General features: G+C 63.6%; 20 protein-coding genes. 12 read left to right on the plus strand and 8 right to left on the minus strand.

Features of this window, described 5'->3' with window-relative positions; genetic code table 11:
- Positions 1-35 precede the first annotated feature (35 nt).
- Positions 36-284, plus strand: coding sequence for a hypothetical protein (locus tag FR699_RS06075; RefSeq protein WP_154551295.1), 249 nt, complete (start codon positions 36-38; stop codon positions 282-284).
- A gap of 10 nt (positions 285-294) precedes the next feature.
- Here FR699_RS06075 and FR699_RS06080 read toward each other — a convergent pair whose 3' ends face one another.
- Together FR699_RS06080 and FR699_RS06085 are read right to left on the minus strand one after the other, a co-directional pair.
- Positions 295-897: a MarR family transcriptional regulator gene (locus FR699_RS06080; protein ID WP_154551294.1), complete on the minus strand. Its 603-nt coding sequence runs from the start codon at positions 895-897 to the stop codon at positions 295-297.
- 45 nt (positions 898-942) lie between these two features.
- Positions 943-2,073 (minus strand): SPFH domain-containing protein, encoded by a 1,131-nt coding sequence (locus tag FR699_RS06085; protein ID WP_158854733.1) that lies wholly within the window; start codon positions 2,071-2,073, stop codon positions 943-945.
- 167 nt (positions 2,074-2,240) lie between these two features.
- On the opposite strand from FR699_RS06085, the gene FR699_RS06090 reads away from it, so the two are divergent.
- On the plus strand, positions 2,241-3,359 hold the full coding sequence (locus FR699_RS06090; RefSeq protein ID WP_158854735.1) for a 60S ribosomal export protein NMD3: 1,119 nt from the start codon (positions 2,241-2,243) through the stop codon (positions 3,357-3,359).
- Entirely contained in the window at positions 3,352-4,497 is a 1,146-nt protein-coding gene (locus FR699_RS06095) for a class I SAM-dependent methyltransferase family protein (RefSeq protein ID WP_158854737.1), read from the plus strand. Before FR699_RS06090 ends, FR699_RS06095 begins: the two co-directional genes overlap by 8 nt.
- A gap of 165 nt (positions 4,498-4,662) precedes the next feature.
- Here FR699_RS06095 and FR699_RS06100 read toward each other — a convergent pair whose 3' ends face one another.
- Both FR699_RS06100 and FR699_RS06105 read right to left on the minus strand, forming a co-directional pair.
- On the minus strand, positions 4,663-5,484 hold the full coding sequence (locus tag FR699_RS06100; RefSeq protein WP_154551290.1) for a purine-nucleoside phosphorylase: 822 nt from the start codon (positions 5,482-5,484) through the stop codon (positions 4,663-4,665).
- Between the two features lie 74 nt (positions 5,485-5,558).
- Positions 5,559-7,319, minus strand: a complete 1,761-nt coding sequence (locus tag FR699_RS06105; RefSeq protein WP_158854739.1) for a helicase C-terminal domain-containing protein — start codon at positions 7,317-7,319, stop codon at positions 5,559-5,561.
- A gap of 157 nt (positions 7,320-7,476) precedes the next feature.
- Between FR699_RS06105 and FR699_RS06110 the strand changes: the two genes are divergently transcribed.
- Together FR699_RS06110 and FR699_RS06115 are read left to right on the plus strand one after the other, a co-directional pair.
- Entirely contained in the window at positions 7,477-8,676 is a 1,200-nt protein-coding gene (locus FR699_RS06110; protein ID WP_154551288.1) for a hypothetical protein, read from the plus strand.
- A gap of 69 nt (positions 8,677-8,745) precedes the next feature.
- Entirely contained in the window at positions 8,746-9,609 is an 864-nt protein-coding gene (locus tag FR699_RS06115; RefSeq protein WP_158854741.1) for a YkgJ family cysteine cluster protein, read from the plus strand.
- 48 nt (positions 9,610-9,657) lie between these two features.
- On the opposite strand, the gene FR699_RS13130 is transcribed toward FR699_RS06115, so the two are convergent.
- The gene (locus FR699_RS13130) at positions 9,658-9,831 is read right to left on the minus strand and encodes a DUF5786 family protein (protein WP_195837616.1); all 174 of its coding nucleotides are present in this window, start codon (positions 9,829-9,831) and stop codon (positions 9,658-9,660) included.
- A gap of 138 nt (positions 9,832-9,969) precedes the next feature.
- Between FR699_RS13130 and FR699_RS06120 the strand changes: the two genes are divergently transcribed.
- Complete coding sequence (locus FR699_RS06120) at positions 9,970-10,467, plus strand: NYN domain-containing protein (protein WP_154551286.1); 498 nt, start codon at positions 9,970-9,972, stop codon at positions 10,465-10,467.
- Between the two features lie 10 nt (positions 10,468-10,477).
- Here the strand turns inward: FR699_RS06120 and FR699_RS06125 are convergent, their stop codons facing one another.
- Positions 10,478-10,657, minus strand: coding sequence for a hypothetical protein (locus FR699_RS06125; RefSeq protein WP_154551285.1), 180 nt, complete (start codon positions 10,655-10,657; stop codon positions 10,478-10,480).
- Positions 10,658-10,760: 103 nt separating this feature from the next.
- Between FR699_RS06125 and FR699_RS06130 the strand changes: the two genes are divergently transcribed.
- The 6 genes from FR699_RS06130 (at position 10,761) to FR699_RS06155 (ending at position 14,793) form a co-directional block, all read left to right on the plus strand.
- Positions 10,761-11,222, plus strand: coding sequence for a PUA domain-containing protein (locus tag FR699_RS06130; RefSeq protein ID WP_154551284.1), 462 nt, complete (start codon positions 10,761-10,763; stop codon positions 11,220-11,222).
- A gap of 63 nt (positions 11,223-11,285) precedes the next feature.
- The gene (locus FR699_RS06135) at positions 11,286-11,666 is read left to right on the plus strand and encodes a nascent polypeptide-associated complex protein (protein ID WP_154551283.1); all 381 of its coding nucleotides are present in this window, start codon (positions 11,286-11,288) and stop codon (positions 11,664-11,666) included.
- Positions 11,663-12,394 (plus strand): methyltransferase domain-containing protein, encoded by a 732-nt coding sequence (locus tag FR699_RS06140; RefSeq protein WP_154551282.1) that lies wholly within the window; start codon positions 11,663-11,665, stop codon positions 12,392-12,394. Before FR699_RS06135 ends, FR699_RS06140 begins: the two co-directional genes overlap by 4 nt.
- Before the next feature lie 55 nt (positions 12,395-12,449).
- Positions 12,450-13,148: a bifunctional 2-polyprenyl-6-hydroxyphenol methylase/3-demethylubiquinol 3-O-methyltransferase UbiG gene (locus FR699_RS06145; protein WP_158854743.1), complete on the plus strand. Its 699-nt coding sequence runs from the start codon at positions 12,450-12,452 to the stop codon at positions 13,146-13,148.
- A 70-nt stretch (positions 13,149-13,218) separates the two neighbouring features.
- The gene (thyA, locus tag FR699_RS06150; protein WP_158854745.1) at positions 13,219-14,220 is read left to right on the plus strand and encodes a thymidylate synthase; all 1,002 of its coding nucleotides are present in this window, start codon (positions 13,219-13,221) and stop codon (positions 14,218-14,220) included.
- A gap of 3 nt (positions 14,221-14,223) precedes the next feature.
- Complete coding sequence (locus FR699_RS06155) at positions 14,224-14,793, plus strand: dihydrofolate reductase (RefSeq protein WP_158854747.1); 570 nt, start codon at positions 14,224-14,226, stop codon at positions 14,791-14,793.
- Here FR699_RS06155 and FR699_RS06160 read toward each other — a convergent pair.
- On the minus strand, positions 14,778-15,185 hold the full coding sequence (locus FR699_RS06160) for a type IV pilin (RefSeq protein WP_229770515.1): 408 nt from the start codon (positions 15,183-15,185) through the stop codon (positions 14,778-14,780). The two genes, FR699_RS06155 and FR699_RS06160, sit on opposite strands and share 16 nt — an antisense overlap.
- A gap of 54 nt (positions 15,186-15,239) precedes the next feature.
- The gene (locus FR699_RS06165; protein WP_158854749.1) at positions 15,240-15,863 is read right to left on the minus strand and encodes a hypothetical protein; all 624 of its coding nucleotides are present in this window, start codon (positions 15,861-15,863) and stop codon (positions 15,240-15,242) included.
- Between the last annotated feature and the right edge of the window lies 1 nt (position 15,864).

Raw genomic sequence — 15,864 nt, forward strand, 5'->3', positions numbered from 1 at the left:
AATCCCCTAAACCGGTCTCGGCCGAACTAGCAGATATGAGTGTTCGAACCGTCGGTGACAACGAAACCCAGCCGCTCTCGAAGAAACAACGCCGGATCCTCGAGTATCTTCGTGGCAACGCCGACGACCAAACGTACTTCAAATCACGGCTCATCGGCGAGGAACTCGACTTATCGGCCAAGGAAGTCGGGACGAACATGACGGCGATTGCGGAGGGCAACTTCGACATCTCCGTCGAGAAGTGGGGGTACTCCTCGTCGACGACCTGGATGGTCGACGCCTGAGAGCGTCGCGTTATGTTTCATAAGAGATGTGCTCGTCGGCAGTGGCCGCAAAAGCGATGGCGTCCGGGCCAAACGAGTCCGCGTACTGAACGACGAGCAACAGGAGCGTCTCGGGCTGTCTGAGTTCGTAGCCGTCTTCTCGCGTCAGGAGACCTGCTTCTTCGAGTCGCCCGGCGTGTTTGCTGACGGTCGGGGTCGAAACGTCTAGGCGATCGGCAACCTCACTGGCGGTCGCATCCGGTCGTTCGAGGAGAGTGACGATCATCCCGCGTGGCGTCTCACGACGGAGATACCCCAGGGCAGTTCGCTCGAAGGCGTCGAAGCGGTCGGCCGGGAAGAACCGCCGATACTCCCCGTCGCGCTCGCTTTCGATCGTCCCCTCGGTGAGTAGCTGGCGGAGGTGGTGCTGGGTCTCGCCCGTTCCCAGTTGCAAATCGTCGCGAATCTTCGAGAAGTGTGCCCCGGGCGTCCGCGAGAGATAGCCGGCGATGGCATCCGGGGCAGTGCTGTCGCTTCCTGAATCAGCGAGGGCAACGAGCGGGCTGGCGGCCCCCAGTGCCGCGAATCGACGAAGCGTCGCCCGCTTGCTCTCGTCGACTGGCTCGTCGGCCATTATCGGGGAAGACGGTACCGAGTGACAAAACGGCTTCGCCTCTGGTCAGCTGTCGTCGGCTTCGAGGTCGGCGTCCATCTCCTCGATCACTTCGTCGGGGTTCTTGATGTCGGCCGTTTCCGCGCCGGATTTGACTGCCTGGGCCTGCTCTTCCATCTCTGCGACGTCCACTTCGGCTTCCTGATCGATCTGGCCGAGGATCTTTTCGATGTCGTCCAGGCCGAGCATCTCGCGGGTCTCTTCGTCGAAGTCGAGGCCTTCGAGCATCTCGCTGTCGGTCTGGGTGTCTGAACCCGTCAGGTGCTTGCCGTACCGGCCGACGAGCGACGTCAGTTCCTGTGGCAGGACGAACTTCGTCGACTCGCCTTCGCCGATCGTTTCGAGGGTCTCCATCCCACGTTCGATGACCGCCCGTTCGCCCATCGACTCGGCGGATTTGGCGCGCAGGACGGTCGAAATTGCGTCACCCTGGGCTTCGAGGATCTGGCTCTGCTTTTCACCCTGGGCACGGATGATGTTCGATTGCTTCTCACCCTGGGCCTCCTCGACGGCGGAGCGGCGTTCACCCTGGGCTTCGAGGATCATGGCGCGGCGGCGGCGCTCGGCGGAGGTCTGTTGCTCCATGGCCTGCTGGACGTCCTTGCTCGGGTTGACCTCCCGGACTTCGACGCTCTCGACGCGGATGCCCCACTCGTCTGTGGGTTCGTCGAGTTCCCGGCGGATCTTGGCGTTGATCTCCTGGCGTTTGTTCAGCGTGTCGTCCAGTTCCATGTCGCCAAGGACGGCCCGCAGCGTCGTCTGGGCGAGGTTCGAGACAGCCCGTTTGTAGTCGTCGACTTCGAGGAACGCCTTCTTTGCGTCCATGACCTTGATGTAGACGACGGCGTCGGCGGTCACCGGGGAGTTGTCCCGCGTGATCGCTTCCTGGCGCGGGACGTCTAAGGTCTGTGTCCGCATGTCGAAGGTGTGAGTCGCCGAGACGAACGGGGGCACGAACGCGATCCCGGGTTCGAGGAGCTTCCGATACTCCCCGAGGACGGTGAGGGCTTTCTTCTCAGTCGCGTCGGTAATGACGACCATCTGCCAGACGGTCACCACGGCAATGGCCAACAGTATTAATCCGACAATGGGGATGATCCCCATTTCTCCCAGTTGGAGCGGTATAATTGGAAGCATACGTGAGAACTTTGTCGGACCGAGCCAAAAGTGTTGGCCTCCCAAGTAAACCATCGACACGCCAGGTTCTCACCCACGAAACAGTCACTCCACCCAGCCGATCACGCGCCAGAAGGATGCCGGCGATAACGCGTCGTTTTTACAGAGCTGGGCCATACGTTCGTGCGATGACGCGATCGGGTGCGTTCTGTCCGCGCTGTGGTGATCCTCTCGAGAAAGATCCGCGCAATCGGCCGGGAAGCGAGGCCCGCGATCCGGATAGTGCGCTCTGTGATAGCTGTTACTTCGAGCAGTTCGACCTCGTGGACGCGCCCGACCGGATCGAGGTACGGGTCTGTTCACAGTGTGGGGCCGTCCACCGGGGCAACCGCTGGGTCGACGTAGGTGCCGAGGATTACACCGATGTCGCCGTCGACGTCACCAGCGAGGCCCTGGGCGTCCATATCGAGGCGACGGACGTTTCCTGGCAGGTCGCGCCCGAACAGGTCGATCGCAACACGATCCGCATGCACTGTACGTTCACGGGCGTCGTTCGGGGAACAGCCCTCTCGGAGGAAGTTATCGTCCCGGTAAAGATTTCTCGGGAGACCTGCAAGCGGTGTGGCCGCATCGCCGGGGGCTCCTTTGCCAGTACCGTCCAGATCCGGGCTGTCGATCGGACGCCGACCGACGAGGAGGAGGAACGCGCCGAGGCGATCGCCCGAGAGATCGTCGCCGAGATGGAAGCGACGGGTGATCGTGAGGCGTTCGTCACCGATGTCGGCTCGGTCGATGGCGGGCTGAACATCAAAGTCTCGACGACGAAGATCGGCCAGAAGATCGCCCAGCGCCTCGTCTCGGAGTTTGGCGGCTCGTTTTCGGATTCCGAGCGACTCATCACCGAAGACGAGGACGGCGAGAAGGTCTACCGGGTCACCTACGCGGTCCGACTGCCGCCCTACGCGCCGGGCGAGATTATCGATCCCGAGGACGGCGATGGCCCCGTCCTGGTCCGGAGTGTCCAGGGTAACCTCAAGGGGACGCGACTGAAGACCGGCAGAGACTACGAAGCGGGTTTCGAGGACGGTGACGCGCCGGACGCGACGCGACTGGGCGACCGGAGCGATAGCGTCCGAACGACCCTCGTCGCAATCGAGGACGAAAACGCCGTCCAAGTACTCGATCCAGACACCTACGAGACGAAGTCGATCCCGCGGCCGGACTACCTCGAGGAGGGTAGCGACGAAGTCCCTGTGTTGAAATCGAGAGCCGGATTGCACGTGCTGCCGAGGGACGAAAATGAGTGAGCCGCCGAAAGACAGTGGCCACACGGACAGTGGCGACGATCCGAACGCGGATACCGCGATCGAGGCCGTCAGTGCCGAGGGTGATCTGGCCGTCGTCGTCGAGCGGCCCCGTGCCCAGCAGGCGATCGACGCCCTGCAGGAGGAAGGCGTCTACGACAGCGATCGGCACGTTCGGGCCGACGGCGACGGCGGGGTCTCGATCCCGGTGACGACGGTCCCCAAAGCAGTCGACTTTCGCGAGGTCGTCCGGCAAGTCGGCGACCCCCGATTGCGGACACTGCCCGATCACCTGCGAGAGCGTGGCTGGACTGACACGGAGATTACCCAGGCACCGTCGTCGTGGGCCGTGATCGGCAGCGTCGTCCTCGTCGACAGCGGGGACGCGCCTCGCCCACACGAACTCGGCGAGGCGTTACTATCGATCCACGGCGAGGCCGACACCATTCTCGATCGCGGTGGCATCGCCGGTGAGCATCGCGAGCCCGATGTCGAGGTGATCGCTGGCGAGGGCGATACAGAAACGATCCACACAGAACACGGCACGCGTTACGCGCTCGATCTCAGCGAGGTTATGTTCTCGCCCGGCAACAAGGAGGAACGCGCTCGGATGGGGCGCGTCGTCGAGCAAAGCGAGACGACGGATCGAGCGAGCGCCAAAGCCGCAAGCAGCGATGTCGAGGGCGACGCGGACGAGTCAGTGCTGGACATGTTCGCCGGGATCGGCTACTTCACGCTCCCGATGGCCCGGGCGGGCGCGGACGTGACGGCCGTCGAGCGTAATCCCACGGCCTTCCAGTACTTACTCGAGAACGCGCGCCTCAACGACGTGACCGATCACGTGCGGCCCTACCGAGCGGATTGTCGGGACGTCGTCGAGCGGGTCGATGCCGAGCGTGTGGTCATGGGTTACTACGACGCCTACGAGTATCTCGACGCCGCACTCGAGGCACTCGAACCCGGTGGAGTCGTCCACCTCCACGAAGCCACACCACAGCGCCTGGTCTTCGAACGACCGATCGAGCGCCTGCGAACGGCCGCATCCGAGCGTGGTCGGACCGTCGAGATTCTCGACACCAACGAGATAAAGACCTACAGCGAAGGAGTCGCCCACGTCGTGATCGACGCACGGGTAGACTGACGCGCCGGCGGCGAGGATAACACCTTTCTCCGCGGAGTCACGACTGGCGGGTATGGATCGCCAGCAGATGCTCGCAGTATTCCTCGTCGTGTTGATGATCGGATCGTCGGTCGGCTACGCTGCCATCAGCATCATCTAAAAAGTGGTGCCGCTGTCGCTCGAACGTTACTCGTCGATTCGCTCTAGCAGCGTCGCGACGTACGTCCGGAGGTTGTCCTCGATTTCGTCGATCGTTTCGACGACTTCCTCGTGGGAGAGCGGGTCGCCGACGACCCCAGCAGCGTAGTTCGTGATGGTGGACATCCCAACGACGTCCATCCCCACCTGATTGGCGACGATCGTCTCGGGCACCGTCGACATGCCGACGGCGTCCGCACCGAGGGTGTCGAGCATCTCGATCTCGGCCGGCGTCTCGTAGCTCGGCCCCATCATGCCCGCATAGACGCCACCGTCGTAGATGGTCAAGTCGGATTCATCAGCCAGGTCCCGAGCCTCCGCGAGCAGGTCCGGGCTGTAGGCGTTGGTCATGTCCGGGAACATCGGTCCGTCGCCCAGTCCCGCCCGGCCGAGCAGTGGGTTGGTCCCCATCATGTTGAGATGATCCTCGATGAGCATGATGTCGCCGGGCTCGAAGTCAGCGTTGACCCCGCCGGCGGCGTTCGTGATGACGAGCCGTTCACAGCCGAGTTCACCGAGCGTCTGGATCGGGGCCACGATCGGTGCCATGTCACCGGACTCATAATAGTGGACGCGGCCGTCCATCGCCAGAACGTCGACGTCGCCAACCGTCCCGACGACGAACCGGCCCACGTGGCCTTCGACGGTCGAAGCTTCGAGCGTCGGGACTTCCTCGTAGGGGATCGACAGCGCGATGTCCATCTCTGCGGTCATACCGCCGAGCCCGGACCCGAGCACCATCGCAGTGTCGGGGGTCGAGAGGTCGTTTTCCGCAAGCTGTTCTCGGAGGTAGTCGTCGGGTGTCGTCATACGTTCTTTTTATACCGGATTAGTATAAAAAGGGTGTGATCGTGCCGACGGCTCTCACGGTCTGTTCGTGGCCCTCACTCGGTGTCCCAGACGTCCGCGACAGGGTTCGATCCCGACCGGGAATTGCGTCGCGAGCGGCGGGACCCGCTCGAACCCGATCGGCCGCTCCCACCACTCGAACCGTTGACGCCCAGCCCAGACAGTGCCGCGTCGGGATCGGGGTCTGGCAGAGTGGGATGGCCCATGCGGTCGACCTGCTCTTGGAACCAGCCGGGCATGTCGCTGCGAGCGCGCTCGAAGAGATCCAGCAGACTCGAGTCCGCCAGGTACGTCGCCCCGTGATCGTCGGGGGCACGGATGATCCGTCCGCAAGCTTGGATCACCGTCCGGAGAGCGGTCCGGTAGTACCAGGCCCAGGCCCCGTCTTCGAGTCGGCGGGCAACGCGAGAATCACGCGTGTTCGGATACGGCGCTTTACAGAGTAGTTGCCACCGGCAGAGATCGCCTTCGAGATCCAGCGCTTCCTCCATTTTCACCGAGAGGAACACTTCGGGGTCGTCGCTACGCTTCCAGGCAGCGAGTTGGCCGTCCCGGTCCTCGCTGTCGTGGCTGCGCACCCGTCGGTCCACGCCAAGAGAGTCGAGGTGGTCGGCCAGCTCGTTTTGGATCGCATAGGAGTGACAGTGGACGAGGCCCTTCTCCTTGGGGTGGCGTCCCATGAGGGCGAGGAGGGTCTCGGCGACCATCGGAGTCGTCGTCTCGCGGTGCCCGTAGGTCATCTTGCCCTGCGTGACGTCGAACAACGGACGGTTCTCGACCGGGAACGTGTGATCGAGCGAGACCAGCGCCACGCGGTCGGGATCTAAGCCGACACTGGCACAGAAGGCCTCCTTGTTCAGGATCGTCGCCGAAAGCAGCGCAAACTTGTTCCCGCGGTCCCAGACGGTGTGAGTCAGGTACCGCTCCGGATTGAGGGGCTTGATCGTGACGCGAGTTCCCTCACCGTCCGGCTGATCGAGGACCCAGGTGGTCGGACTCTCAGGGTCGCGATACTCCTCGCGAAACCACGACAGATCCGACTGCAGCTCCGTGAGTCGATCGCGTTCCTGGGCCTCGTCGGGATCGAGTTCGGCCTGTGAGCGGAGGTCAGTCAGGCGTCGATCACACGTCCGGGCCAGGCCCGCAGCGTAGTCGGCTGCCGTGTCGAGATCGTCGATCGCCGGCGGCGGTCGCTCGTCGAACACCGGCACTGTGTCGGGCGACAACTCGATACTGGCGTACATTTCGGCCCACTCACCCAGGCCGTGGGCCTCGTCGATGACGACGACATCACGCGTGCCAAAGACATCCGAGCCGGCCGTCTGCATGAAATACGCGAGGGTCATCGCCGCGATCGACTGATTGGCAGCGATCTCTCGGTCCGAGAAGTACGGACACCGGTGTTTGACCTCGCAGTTGAACTCCCGCTCGCGGACGCACGGCGCACCGTTGACGGGTGTGTCGGTCTCACCCGGCAGGATGCACTTGTAGTTTGACTTGCCACGAACGATCGCCAGATCCGAGAGCAGCGAATCGGCGGCAACGTCGTCTAGTTGAGACACCTGCGGGGTCGTGTAGTAGGCACCGATCGCCTCAGTTGCGCTGGCTTGGCTGCCCGGCCGGGCACAGCCAGCGATCGCGCGGGCAAGTAGCGACTTGCCGCTGCCGGTGGGCGCGCGAACGAGGACGACATCCTTGCCGCTGTCGAAGGCGTCGCGAATACGATCGAGCGCAGCGGCCTGATTACCCCGGTATTCGGGAGCAGGGAACGCATCGACGATGCGAGACGGATCCACGATAGTGGCCAACCCATGATCGCGGTTAACCCTACCGATCGGCACGCACGCGGACCTGATCTGTGTGCCGCGGTCTCAGTGGCCTCACGCATCGAAGGCCAACTGTAAGCTAGCCGGCTCCAAAAGTTTCACTTCCGTGGGGGTTTGGGAGATAGATATGTGGCGACGTCGAGACGTGCTCCGAAGCGTTGGCGTGGCCAGCGTCGCGGCTACGCCACTGCTGGCTGGCTGTCTCGACGAGGGCCTGTCGGGAGTGATGGGGACGAACACACTCTCGTGGGTCCCATCACCGGAGACACTGGGGACGATCGAGCAGTTCAACCTCTTGCTGATGACGCCGACGGCACTGAAGCGATCCAACGCCGTCGCCCCGGACGTTCAAAACGGGTTCGCTGCGAGCATTGCCCGCGCTGTCGACGTCCTCGGGATGTCGTTTACGGATCTATCCGGGGTCTATCGGATCGGTCACTTCGCTGCTGTTCTCGAACACACCAGTACAGCTGAGCGAGCTGCAGAGAAGCTCCGCGCTGCGGGCTTCCAGGCGACGGGCGAGTACGACGGCTACAGCCTGTACGTCTCTCCAGACGAGAGTACGCACGTCGCGGTGTCGGACGAAGCGATCCTGTTCGGACCCGGTGTTGTTGACGGTGCGGGTATCGTCGAGACAGTGATCGACGCAAAAGACGGCGATCGATCCCGCTATCGGGCGGTAGACGATACGTTCGCCGATCTGATGAAGGTGCTGGGCGATGGTGATATCATCGTCGGCCAGACGGGCGGGGGGAGGGTCCCACTGACGAACGTTCAGGCGACCGGCGCAGCTTGGCGGTTCAACGAGCAGCTGGCGAAGGTCACCTTCGGGTTCGTCTTCCCGCCAGGTTCGAACGTGCCGACCGACGAAATCGACCGGCTGGCTACCGCCGGGCCACTCTCCGAATACGACGGCGTCGACGTCGGACATCGAGGGCGCGTCGGCGTGGTCACAGCGACGATATCGACACTCACACAGGACACGTTGACCCCACTCCCCGCGCTCGAACGGGCCGTGCGAACGACACCCGCGGTACGCTTCGAGGTGACCGACGGTCCCGACAAGCGGGCAGCCACGATCGTACACGCCGGTGGCGATGCGATCCCGGGAACGCGGCTCTATCTGTGCGGGGAGGGGTTCCGGACTGACGAGTCACTCGATCAAGACGAGCCAGGCCGCTGGGCCGGCGAAACGTCGGGATCGATGGGTGCAGTCGCGCCTGGGGATACGGTCACGGTAGCCCTCGAGGCCGGGGCGACGGTAGAACTCACGTACCACCCCGTCTGTGAGCGCGCGGGCCGGACACTCGCAACCTTCGAAGTCTGAGAGGAACCAACTACTCGCCGTGTCACCGGGGGCCGACGATTTTTGAGCCCGTGTTACCCACCTACATGCATGGAGGTCGACTGCGAGGGGTGTGCCGGCTGTTGTATCGATTGGCGCCCACTCGCCGATGGGGCGCTCGATCACGAACGTCGCGGGCCGTACGAGCCACTCGACGACGCCTACAGCCTGGTCTCGCTCCGTCGCGAGGAAATCCGGCGGTTCGTCGAGGGAGGGCAAGGAGACGCGTTGACGCCGCGCTTGTGGACGGGAGACGGCGATAGCGTCACTGTCGGCGGCGTCGAGCTGGCCGCGATCGACAGACGACCGACGTTCTTGATCGGGCTTCGACACGTCCCCAAGCCGGTCGGGCCGTTCGGAGCGGAGCCGACCTGGCTGTCGACGTGTGTATTCCTCGATCCCGACTCCCTCCAGTGTCGGATCCACGACGCCGAAAGCTATCCCGAGACGTGCCAGACGTATCCCGGGTCGAATCTGCTGCTTGGGGCCGAAACCGAGTGCGAGCGGGTCGAACGCGAACACGGCGGCCATCGGTTACTGGACACCGAAGCACCGCCGGACGCCGAGCCGATGTTGGGACCGGGAGCGGTAGGGACCCGCGTGTTCGCTCACCCGGAGCCGGACCGCATCGAGGCAGCCGTGGCTCGGATCCGTGACGGCGAAGCGACGGCCCGAGATCGGGCCGAGTTCGTGGCTGTCGCCGCGGCGGCGAGTCCGGGGACTGTCGAAATCGAGGAAAGCTATTACGAACGGACGCGTGAGCGGATCCAGACCACCGACTCCTGGGTTGGAGGCGCCATCGACGACTGGCAACGACGGGCACGTACCGAGACGGCCGATCCGGCTCTGGCCGAATCGATCGAAGCGCCACGTGGAGCACCGCAGCCGGCTGGCTGGGAAGGGACTACCGAATAATCGTCGGGGATATCCCGCCGACGCTGGGCCACAGCGAACGAGACTCGATCAGTCGGACTGGATCTCCTTGTACGTCTCGAGGAGCTCTTCCGTCGAGTCATCGGTCTCGTACTCGACGCTCCCGTGGTAGACAGTCCGGTCGTCGTCGAAACTGGCATCGACCGAACTGTTCTTTCGCTCACGGCGCTCGTGTTCCTCATCGTCGTAAGAGCCCATCGACATTGTGTACCACACCGAACATTCACGATATTCCCTCATCAATGTAACGGTTGCCACGACATTCAATAGCACGCATGGCTCGGGACACCGGGGCACGGAGTCGCCACAAACCCTTTGCGGCCACCGGTCGGAGAGTGACCAATGACCGATATCCATCCCGACCAGCGGGTCGGCGTACTGGCGGATTCCCAGAATCTCTATCACACGGCTCAGAGCCTGTACTCCCAGAACATCGATTACGAATCGCTCCTCTCGGCAGCGGTCGCAGACCGGCGGCTGACGCGAGCGATCGCGTACGTCATTCGGGCCAACGCCGACGACGAACAGCGGTTCTTCGAAGCACTGATCGACATCGGCTTCGAGACGAAGATCAAGGATCTCAAAACGTTCGCGGACGGCTCGAAGAAGGCCGATTGGGACGTCGGAATGAGTCTCGACGCGGTGTCGCTGGCCCCGCACGTCGATACACTCGTTCTCTGTACCGGGGACGGTGACTTCTCGCGGCTGGTCTCACACGTCAGACACGAGGGCGTCAAAGTGGAAGTGTTCGCATTCGGCGAATCGACTTCCGAGGAGTTGATCGACCGTGCGGAGTCGTTCACCGACCTCAGCGAGGACACGGATCGGTTCCTGCTGTGAGTGGGCTCGCCTAGACTGGCCGGCCTTGGGCTGCCGTTCCGACGAGGAGTGCGCCCGCGGCCAGACCCAGAGCGGCCGGTGCGCCAGCCACGGCCGGAACGATATCGGACACACCACCGGCGAGCATGACAGCGCTCGAAACGACCAGTAACACGAACCCGAGGAGTTGTTTCTGTGAGTCGACAGCCATACTCACCGGTATCACCCCCGGCCGCATAAATCGAGCACTACCCGGTCTCGCTTGCCGTGGCTGATAGCAGCGGTTAAACCGTCGCGTCGACAACGAACGGACCATGACCGAATGGCGTCGCCTCTCGCGGATCGCCGAGTATCAGTTCGGCAGCGGTGCCGGTGAAGCACTGTTTGCCGATCGGGAAGCGCTGTCTGTCTCCCGGTCGAAGTCGGGCCGGCCACGCCAAATTCATGGCCCCGACGGACGGCTCGTCACCCTGGGTCTCGATGGCCGGTTCACGCTTGGCTACGCTGGGGGGCAGCGACTCACGGCCGCGCTTGCCGAGCCACGCAATCGCGTCGTCGTCGGCGAGGAGAGCGATCCGTACGTACGTGATGGTCGCAATGCCTTCGCGAAGTTCGTCACTGACGCGGACCCGTCGATCCGCGAGGACGACGAGGTACTCGTCGTCCGGGCGGACGATCAGTTGCTCGCGGTCGGGCGAGCGGAACTGCCGGCAACGGCGATGGCGGACTTCGAGACCGGGATGGCTGTCGCCGTCCGGGACGGGGCCGACGACTGACACCGAGAGAGAAGCGAACCTGACGTCGCCAGGCTTTTTATTACGCATAGCGGACGCCAGTGTATGTTTGGAGGAGGCGGCGGCGGTCTAAATCCGCAGAAGATGAAGCAGATGATGGAACAGATGGGAATCGACATGGAGGACATCGATGCCGAGGAGGTCATCATCAAAACGCCCGACGGCGATCTTGTCTTCGACGACGCCGAGGTCCAACTGATGGAGGCACAAGGCCAGAAGACCTACCAGATCGTCGGCGAACCCGAGCGCCGTGACGGTGGCGCGAGCGAGGACGCCGACACGGCAGCCGACGACGCTGAGGCAGGGATCCCGCAGGCTGACGTCGATATCGTCGTCCAGCGAGCCGGCGTCGACGAAGCGACGGCCCGCCAAGCCCTCGAAGAAGCTGACGGCGACCTCGCGGCAGCGGTCGCCAACCTCGAGTGAGCGTCCTGCTCGTCGGGGAGGGACGAGAGTACCTCCGCGAACGTGGCGAGACCTTAGAGACCGATCTGGGGGTGCTGGAAATCCCGGCGGACGCCCAGCCAGGAGACACCTTGGAGACCCATCTCGGCACCGCCTTCGACGTGCGGGCACTGCGCGGCCCGGATCTGTTCGAGCACTTCGAGCGGACCGGCGCGCCGATGATGCCCCGGGATGTGGGCCTGATTGTCGGCCACACCGGCGTCGCTGGCGGCGATCGTGTCCTCGACGTCGGCACGGGCACGGGCGTGCTCGCCGGATACATGGGCCGCATGGGCGCGTCGGTCGTTACCTACGAACAGGACGGCGAGTTTGCCGAGGTGGCCCGCGAGAACATGGCGCTGGCTGGGGTTAGTGAGGCCGTCGACGTGCGGACGGGCGATGGGACCGAACAGCTGGACGAACTCCGGGACGATGCCCCATTCGACGTGTTGACGCTCGATACGGGAGACGCCCCGGAACTTGTCGAGCATGCCCCAGACCTGTTGGCCGACGGCGGTTTCGTGGCGGTCTATTCGCCGTTCGTCGAGAGCTCTAAGGCAGTCGTCGAGACAGCTCGCGAGGTCGGGCTGTCAGAAATCGAGACCTTGGAGACGATCCAGCGAGAGATGGACTTCGATTCGCGTGGGTCGCGACCGTCGACGGCCGGCGTCGGGCATACGGGGTATCTGACGTTCGCGCGACTGGTTTGAGCCTGCCCCAGCCCGAGCCGAAATCAATTCCTCGGGGCCGTCCGTGGAACGCGGCATGCCCGAGCGATTGTACACCGATCACCCGGAACTGTACGACGCCATCCAGTCCGAGTGGGACTACGACAGGGACGTCTCCTTCGTCACTGACGTGATCGATCGCTTCGATGTCGACGGGGAGCGACTGCTGGAGATCGGCTGTGGGACCGGCGAGCACACCAGGCGGTTCGCCGCCGCGGGATTCGATGTGACGGCGATCGACAAGTACGACGGGATGCTCAAGCTCGCCCGGGAGAAATGCGAGGTCGACTTCCGACAGGAAACACTCCCCGATCTCACCGTGGATGGCGCCTTCGACGCGATCGTCATGATCCGGGGCGTCGTCAATCACCTCGTTCCCGACGATCTCCAGCCCGCTATCGACGCCATCGAGACACGCCTCGCGTCCGATGGAATCCTCGTTTTCGACAATTCGCCGCTCCCACCCGACGGGAACCACCCGGCCCTCGATGTGGGGACGACAGAACACGGTGATTATGCACGCCTCTCACAGCACGTCGCCTGTGATGGGCGACTCGACTGGCGATCGATGACAGTGACGCCCGACGGCGAGTTTTTCGTCGATTCCCGCCCCATGACGCCGTTCGAGGACGCCACGATCGCCGAGGCCCTCCGCGAAGCGGGCCTCACCGTCGAAACCGTCGGTGGCTATGGCCCGGAAGACGACCGGACCGTGTTCGTCTGTACGCGAGCGTGAGGATAGCGGGACAGTCTGCGAATCGGAGTAGCCAGCTATTAACGCTCGCGGCGCGTGACTTCGTTCAAGAATGCAGCAGTATCTCGATCTCGTCGAACACGTTTTGACGGAGGGGACGTACAAGCCCAACCGGACCGGTGTGGACACGCTCTCGGCCTTTGGATACAGCTACGAAGTCGACCTCCAGGAGGGCTATCCCCTGCTCACGACCAAGCAGATGGACGGCTTTCGCTGGAACTCGATGCTCCACGAGGTGCTGTGGTACCTTTCGGGCGAAGAACACATTCGCAATCTCCGCGAGGAGACGGGAATCTGGAACGACTGGGCCGACGAGGACGGCCACCTCGATACAGCCTACGGGCGCTTCTGGCGACGGTACCCCATTCCCGAGGGCGATGACCGACTCCCCGGCGAGTCTTGGCCCGACGACAGCCACCGCTGGGTCACCGACGAGGGAACCTTCGACCAGTTACAGTACGTCATGGACCAACTTCAGGAGAACCCCCAGTCCCGCCGACTCGTCGTCAACGCCTGGCATCCCGCGAACGCGGCGGTGAGCACGCTTCCGCCGTGTCACTACACCTTCGTCTTCAACGTCCAGGGCGACCAGTTGAACGTCCATCTCACCCAGCGCTCGGGCGACGTGGCGCTGGGGATCCCGTTCAACATCGCCGCCTACGCGCTGCTGGCTCACGTCGTCGCCGATCGGACTGGCTTCGAGGTCGGCCAGTTCTCTCACACGGTCGTCGACGCCCACATCTACTGTGGCGGGGGCGAGCGCGGCCAGTGGTACCGGGACAACCGCACAGAACTGCGCGAGCGCGTCCAGGCGGTCGAAGACCGGAGCGAGTACGGTGCCGTCAAAGACTGGATCGAGGCGGAAGCGCCACCCGAACCCGGTGCGGAGCACGCCGATCACGTGCCAAACCTGCTGGAGCAACTGACTCGCGAGCCCCGCGAGCGGCCGACCATCGACGTCGCCGGGAAACCACTCCCGGACCTCGAATTCGAGGACATCCAGCTTCGGGGCTACGAGTCGGCACCGGGACTCGAATTTGCCGTCGCGGAGTGACCGATGGTGGACGAAACATCAGACGAGCGCGGACGCGATACTCAACTCGTCATCCTGGCCGCCGTCGCCGAGAACGGGGTCATCGGCAGTGACGGGGAGATCCCGTGGTACTACCCGGAGGACTTGGCCCACTTCAAGGAGACGACGATGGGCAAACCCGTGATCATGGGCCGGCGGACCTACGAGTCCATCGCCGAGCGACTAGACGGGCCACTTCCCGGACGGACGAATATCGTCCTCTCACGGTCCGGATTTGTGCCGGACGACACAGGCCCGGATGAAGATACGAGTGTCCGGATCGCCGCAGACATCGACACGGCGATCGACGTCGCGGCTGAAACCGGGTCGAATGTCGCCTACGTCGCCGGCGGAACAACAGTGTACGAGCAGTTCCTCCCGGTGGCTGACCGGATGCTCATCACCGAGGTCCCGGAGACGCCGGCGGGTGACGCGTATTTCCCCGAATGGGAACAGGAAGCCTGGACGGTCCGCGACCGGCGGCGGACCGAGGAACTAGCGTTCGTGACCTACGAGCGAGCGGCCCCAGAAGACCTGAATCAGGGAACGTCGTAAGTCGCGAGCACGGCAGACGCGTCGCTTTCGGGCGATTCCCAGACGATACGGACTGTATCCCCACGTTCGAGCCCCGTGACAGTGATCTCGTCACCGGCGGCGATCTCGCCGTCGGATCCCGAGGTCGTCCACTCACCGGCACTGCCGGGACTCTGTATTTCGACTTCCGATCGGGGAACCATATCACCACCCGTGTGAGTGATCGTCACCGCTCCCGTCTCGTCCGATTCGAACTCGAACTGTACCTGTGGTGGTGCTGTCCCTCGCTGCTGGGTGTCACCCATGCCGATGACGAACGACCCGGCAATTGCGCCAAACAGCATCAGCAGAATGCCCAGAACCGAGATTACGCCACGCTTCTCATCAGAGCTGATCCCGTGCATCGTGTCCATTCGGTGAACGAACGGCCGACGTATTAACTCTCGTGGCTGTTCGTTCCTGCGACGTCACGCGTTCACCTGGCGGATCAACGCTCGCAACTTTTCGTGACTCCCTTCCGGATCGTAATCCACGTCCGGAATCGATAGCGCCTCAGCTAGCGATTCCGTCGGATACAACCCACCGGCGAGAAGCATCGCGTCGTCGTTCCAGATACCGATCCAGCCTTCCATGGGCACCTCACACTGGTCGTTATCCGTTTCGACCGGGAGCGTTGCGTCGTAGCGTGTCACTTTCGCCTGCGCGCCGGAGTCGGTCTCGATACGCTCGTCGTCGCCTTGTTCGACGTCGGTCAGTCCTTCGTCGCGGAGTTGGTCGGCGAACTCCTCGCAGGCAGCACTGCGGACCTTTGGCAGGGCCATCGCGGGGCCGAACGCGGGGGGCAGCGACGGGCTGAAGGTCAGTCGCGTCGCGTAGAACAGCCGCCAGAGGTGATCCGGCCCACCACCAGCCCGAACGCGCTCACGGAGCCCATCGTCCTCGAATCGCCGTTCGTGTGCGTGGACGGTGACGCCCATGACGCGGGCCCGGACCTCGAGGCGCTCGTCGCGAAGCGCCCAGCCACTGTTCTCGAGGCGCTCTAGTGGAACCGTCGGATACTGCGCGTCGACGTCTGATGTTTCCTCAGACACG

Source organism: Halorhabdus sp. CUG00001 (assembly GCF_009797925.1).
Classification (GTDB): Archaea; Halobacteriota; Halobacteria; order Halobacteriales; family Haloarculaceae; genus Halorhabdus.

Bases quoted from the DNA above. Each gene is read 5' to 3' on its own strand.
- FR699_RS13130 (WP_195837616.1), bottom strand. From the start codon at position 9,831: ATGTCGATGGGCTCTTACGACGATGAGGAACACGAGCGCCGTGAGCGA.
- FR699_RS06085 (WP_158854733.1), bottom strand. From the start codon at position 2,073: ATGCTTCCAATTATACCGCTCCAACTGGGAGAAATGGGGATCATCCCC.
- FR699_RS06160 (WP_229770515.1), bottom strand. From the start codon at position 15,185: ATGGACACGATGCACGGGATCAGCTCTGATGAGAAGCGTGGCGTAATC.
- FR699_RS06135 (WP_154551283.1), top strand. From the start codon at position 11,286: ATGTTTGGAGGAGGCGGCGGCGGTCTAAATCCGCAGAAGATGAAGCAG.
- FR699_RS06110 (WP_154551288.1), top strand. From the start codon at position 7,477: ATGTGGCGACGTCGAGACGTGCTCCGAAGCGTTGGCGTGGCCAGCGTC.
- FR699_RS06090 (WP_158854735.1), top strand. From the start codon at position 2,241: ATGACGCGATCGGGTGCGTTCTGTCCGCGCTGTGGTGATCCTCTCGAG.
- FR699_RS06155 (WP_158854747.1), top strand. From the start codon at position 14,224: ATGGTGGACGAAACATCAGACGAGCGCGGACGCGATACTCAACTCGTC.
- FR699_RS06130 (WP_154551284.1), top strand. From the start codon at position 10,761: ATGACCGAATGGCGTCGCCTCTCGCGGATCGCCGAGTATCAGTTCGGC.
- FR699_RS06145 (WP_158854743.1), top strand. From the start codon at position 12,450: ATGCCCGAGCGATTGTACACCGATCACCCGGAACTGTACGACGCCATC.
- thyA (WP_158854745.1), top strand. From the start codon at position 13,219: ATGCAGCAGTATCTCGATCTCGTCGAACACGTTTTGACGGAGGGGACG.
- FR699_RS06075 (WP_154551295.1), top strand. From the start codon at position 36: ATGAGTGTTCGAACCGTCGGTGACAACGAAACCCAGCCGCTCTCGAAG.
- FR699_RS06080 (WP_154551294.1), bottom strand. From the start codon at position 897: ATGGCCGACGAGCCAGTCGACGAGAGCAAGCGGGCGACGCTTCGTCGA.
- FR699_RS06115 (WP_158854741.1), top strand. From the start codon at position 8,746: ATGGAGGTCGACTGCGAGGGGTGTGCCGGCTGTTGTATCGATTGGCGC.
- FR699_RS06125 (WP_154551285.1), bottom strand. From the start codon at position 10,657: ATGGCTGTCGACTCACAGAAACAACTCCTCGGGTTCGTGTTACTGGTC.
- FR699_RS06120 (WP_154551286.1), top strand. From the start codon at position 9,970: ATGACCGATATCCATCCCGACCAGCGGGTCGGCGTACTGGCGGATTCC.
- FR699_RS06095 (WP_158854737.1), top strand. From the start codon at position 3,352: ATGAGTGAGCCGCCGAAAGACAGTGGCCACACGGACAGTGGCGACGAT.
- FR699_RS06100 (WP_154551290.1), bottom strand. From the start codon at position 5,484: ATGACGACACCCGACGACTACCTCCGAGAACAGCTTGCGGAAAACGAC.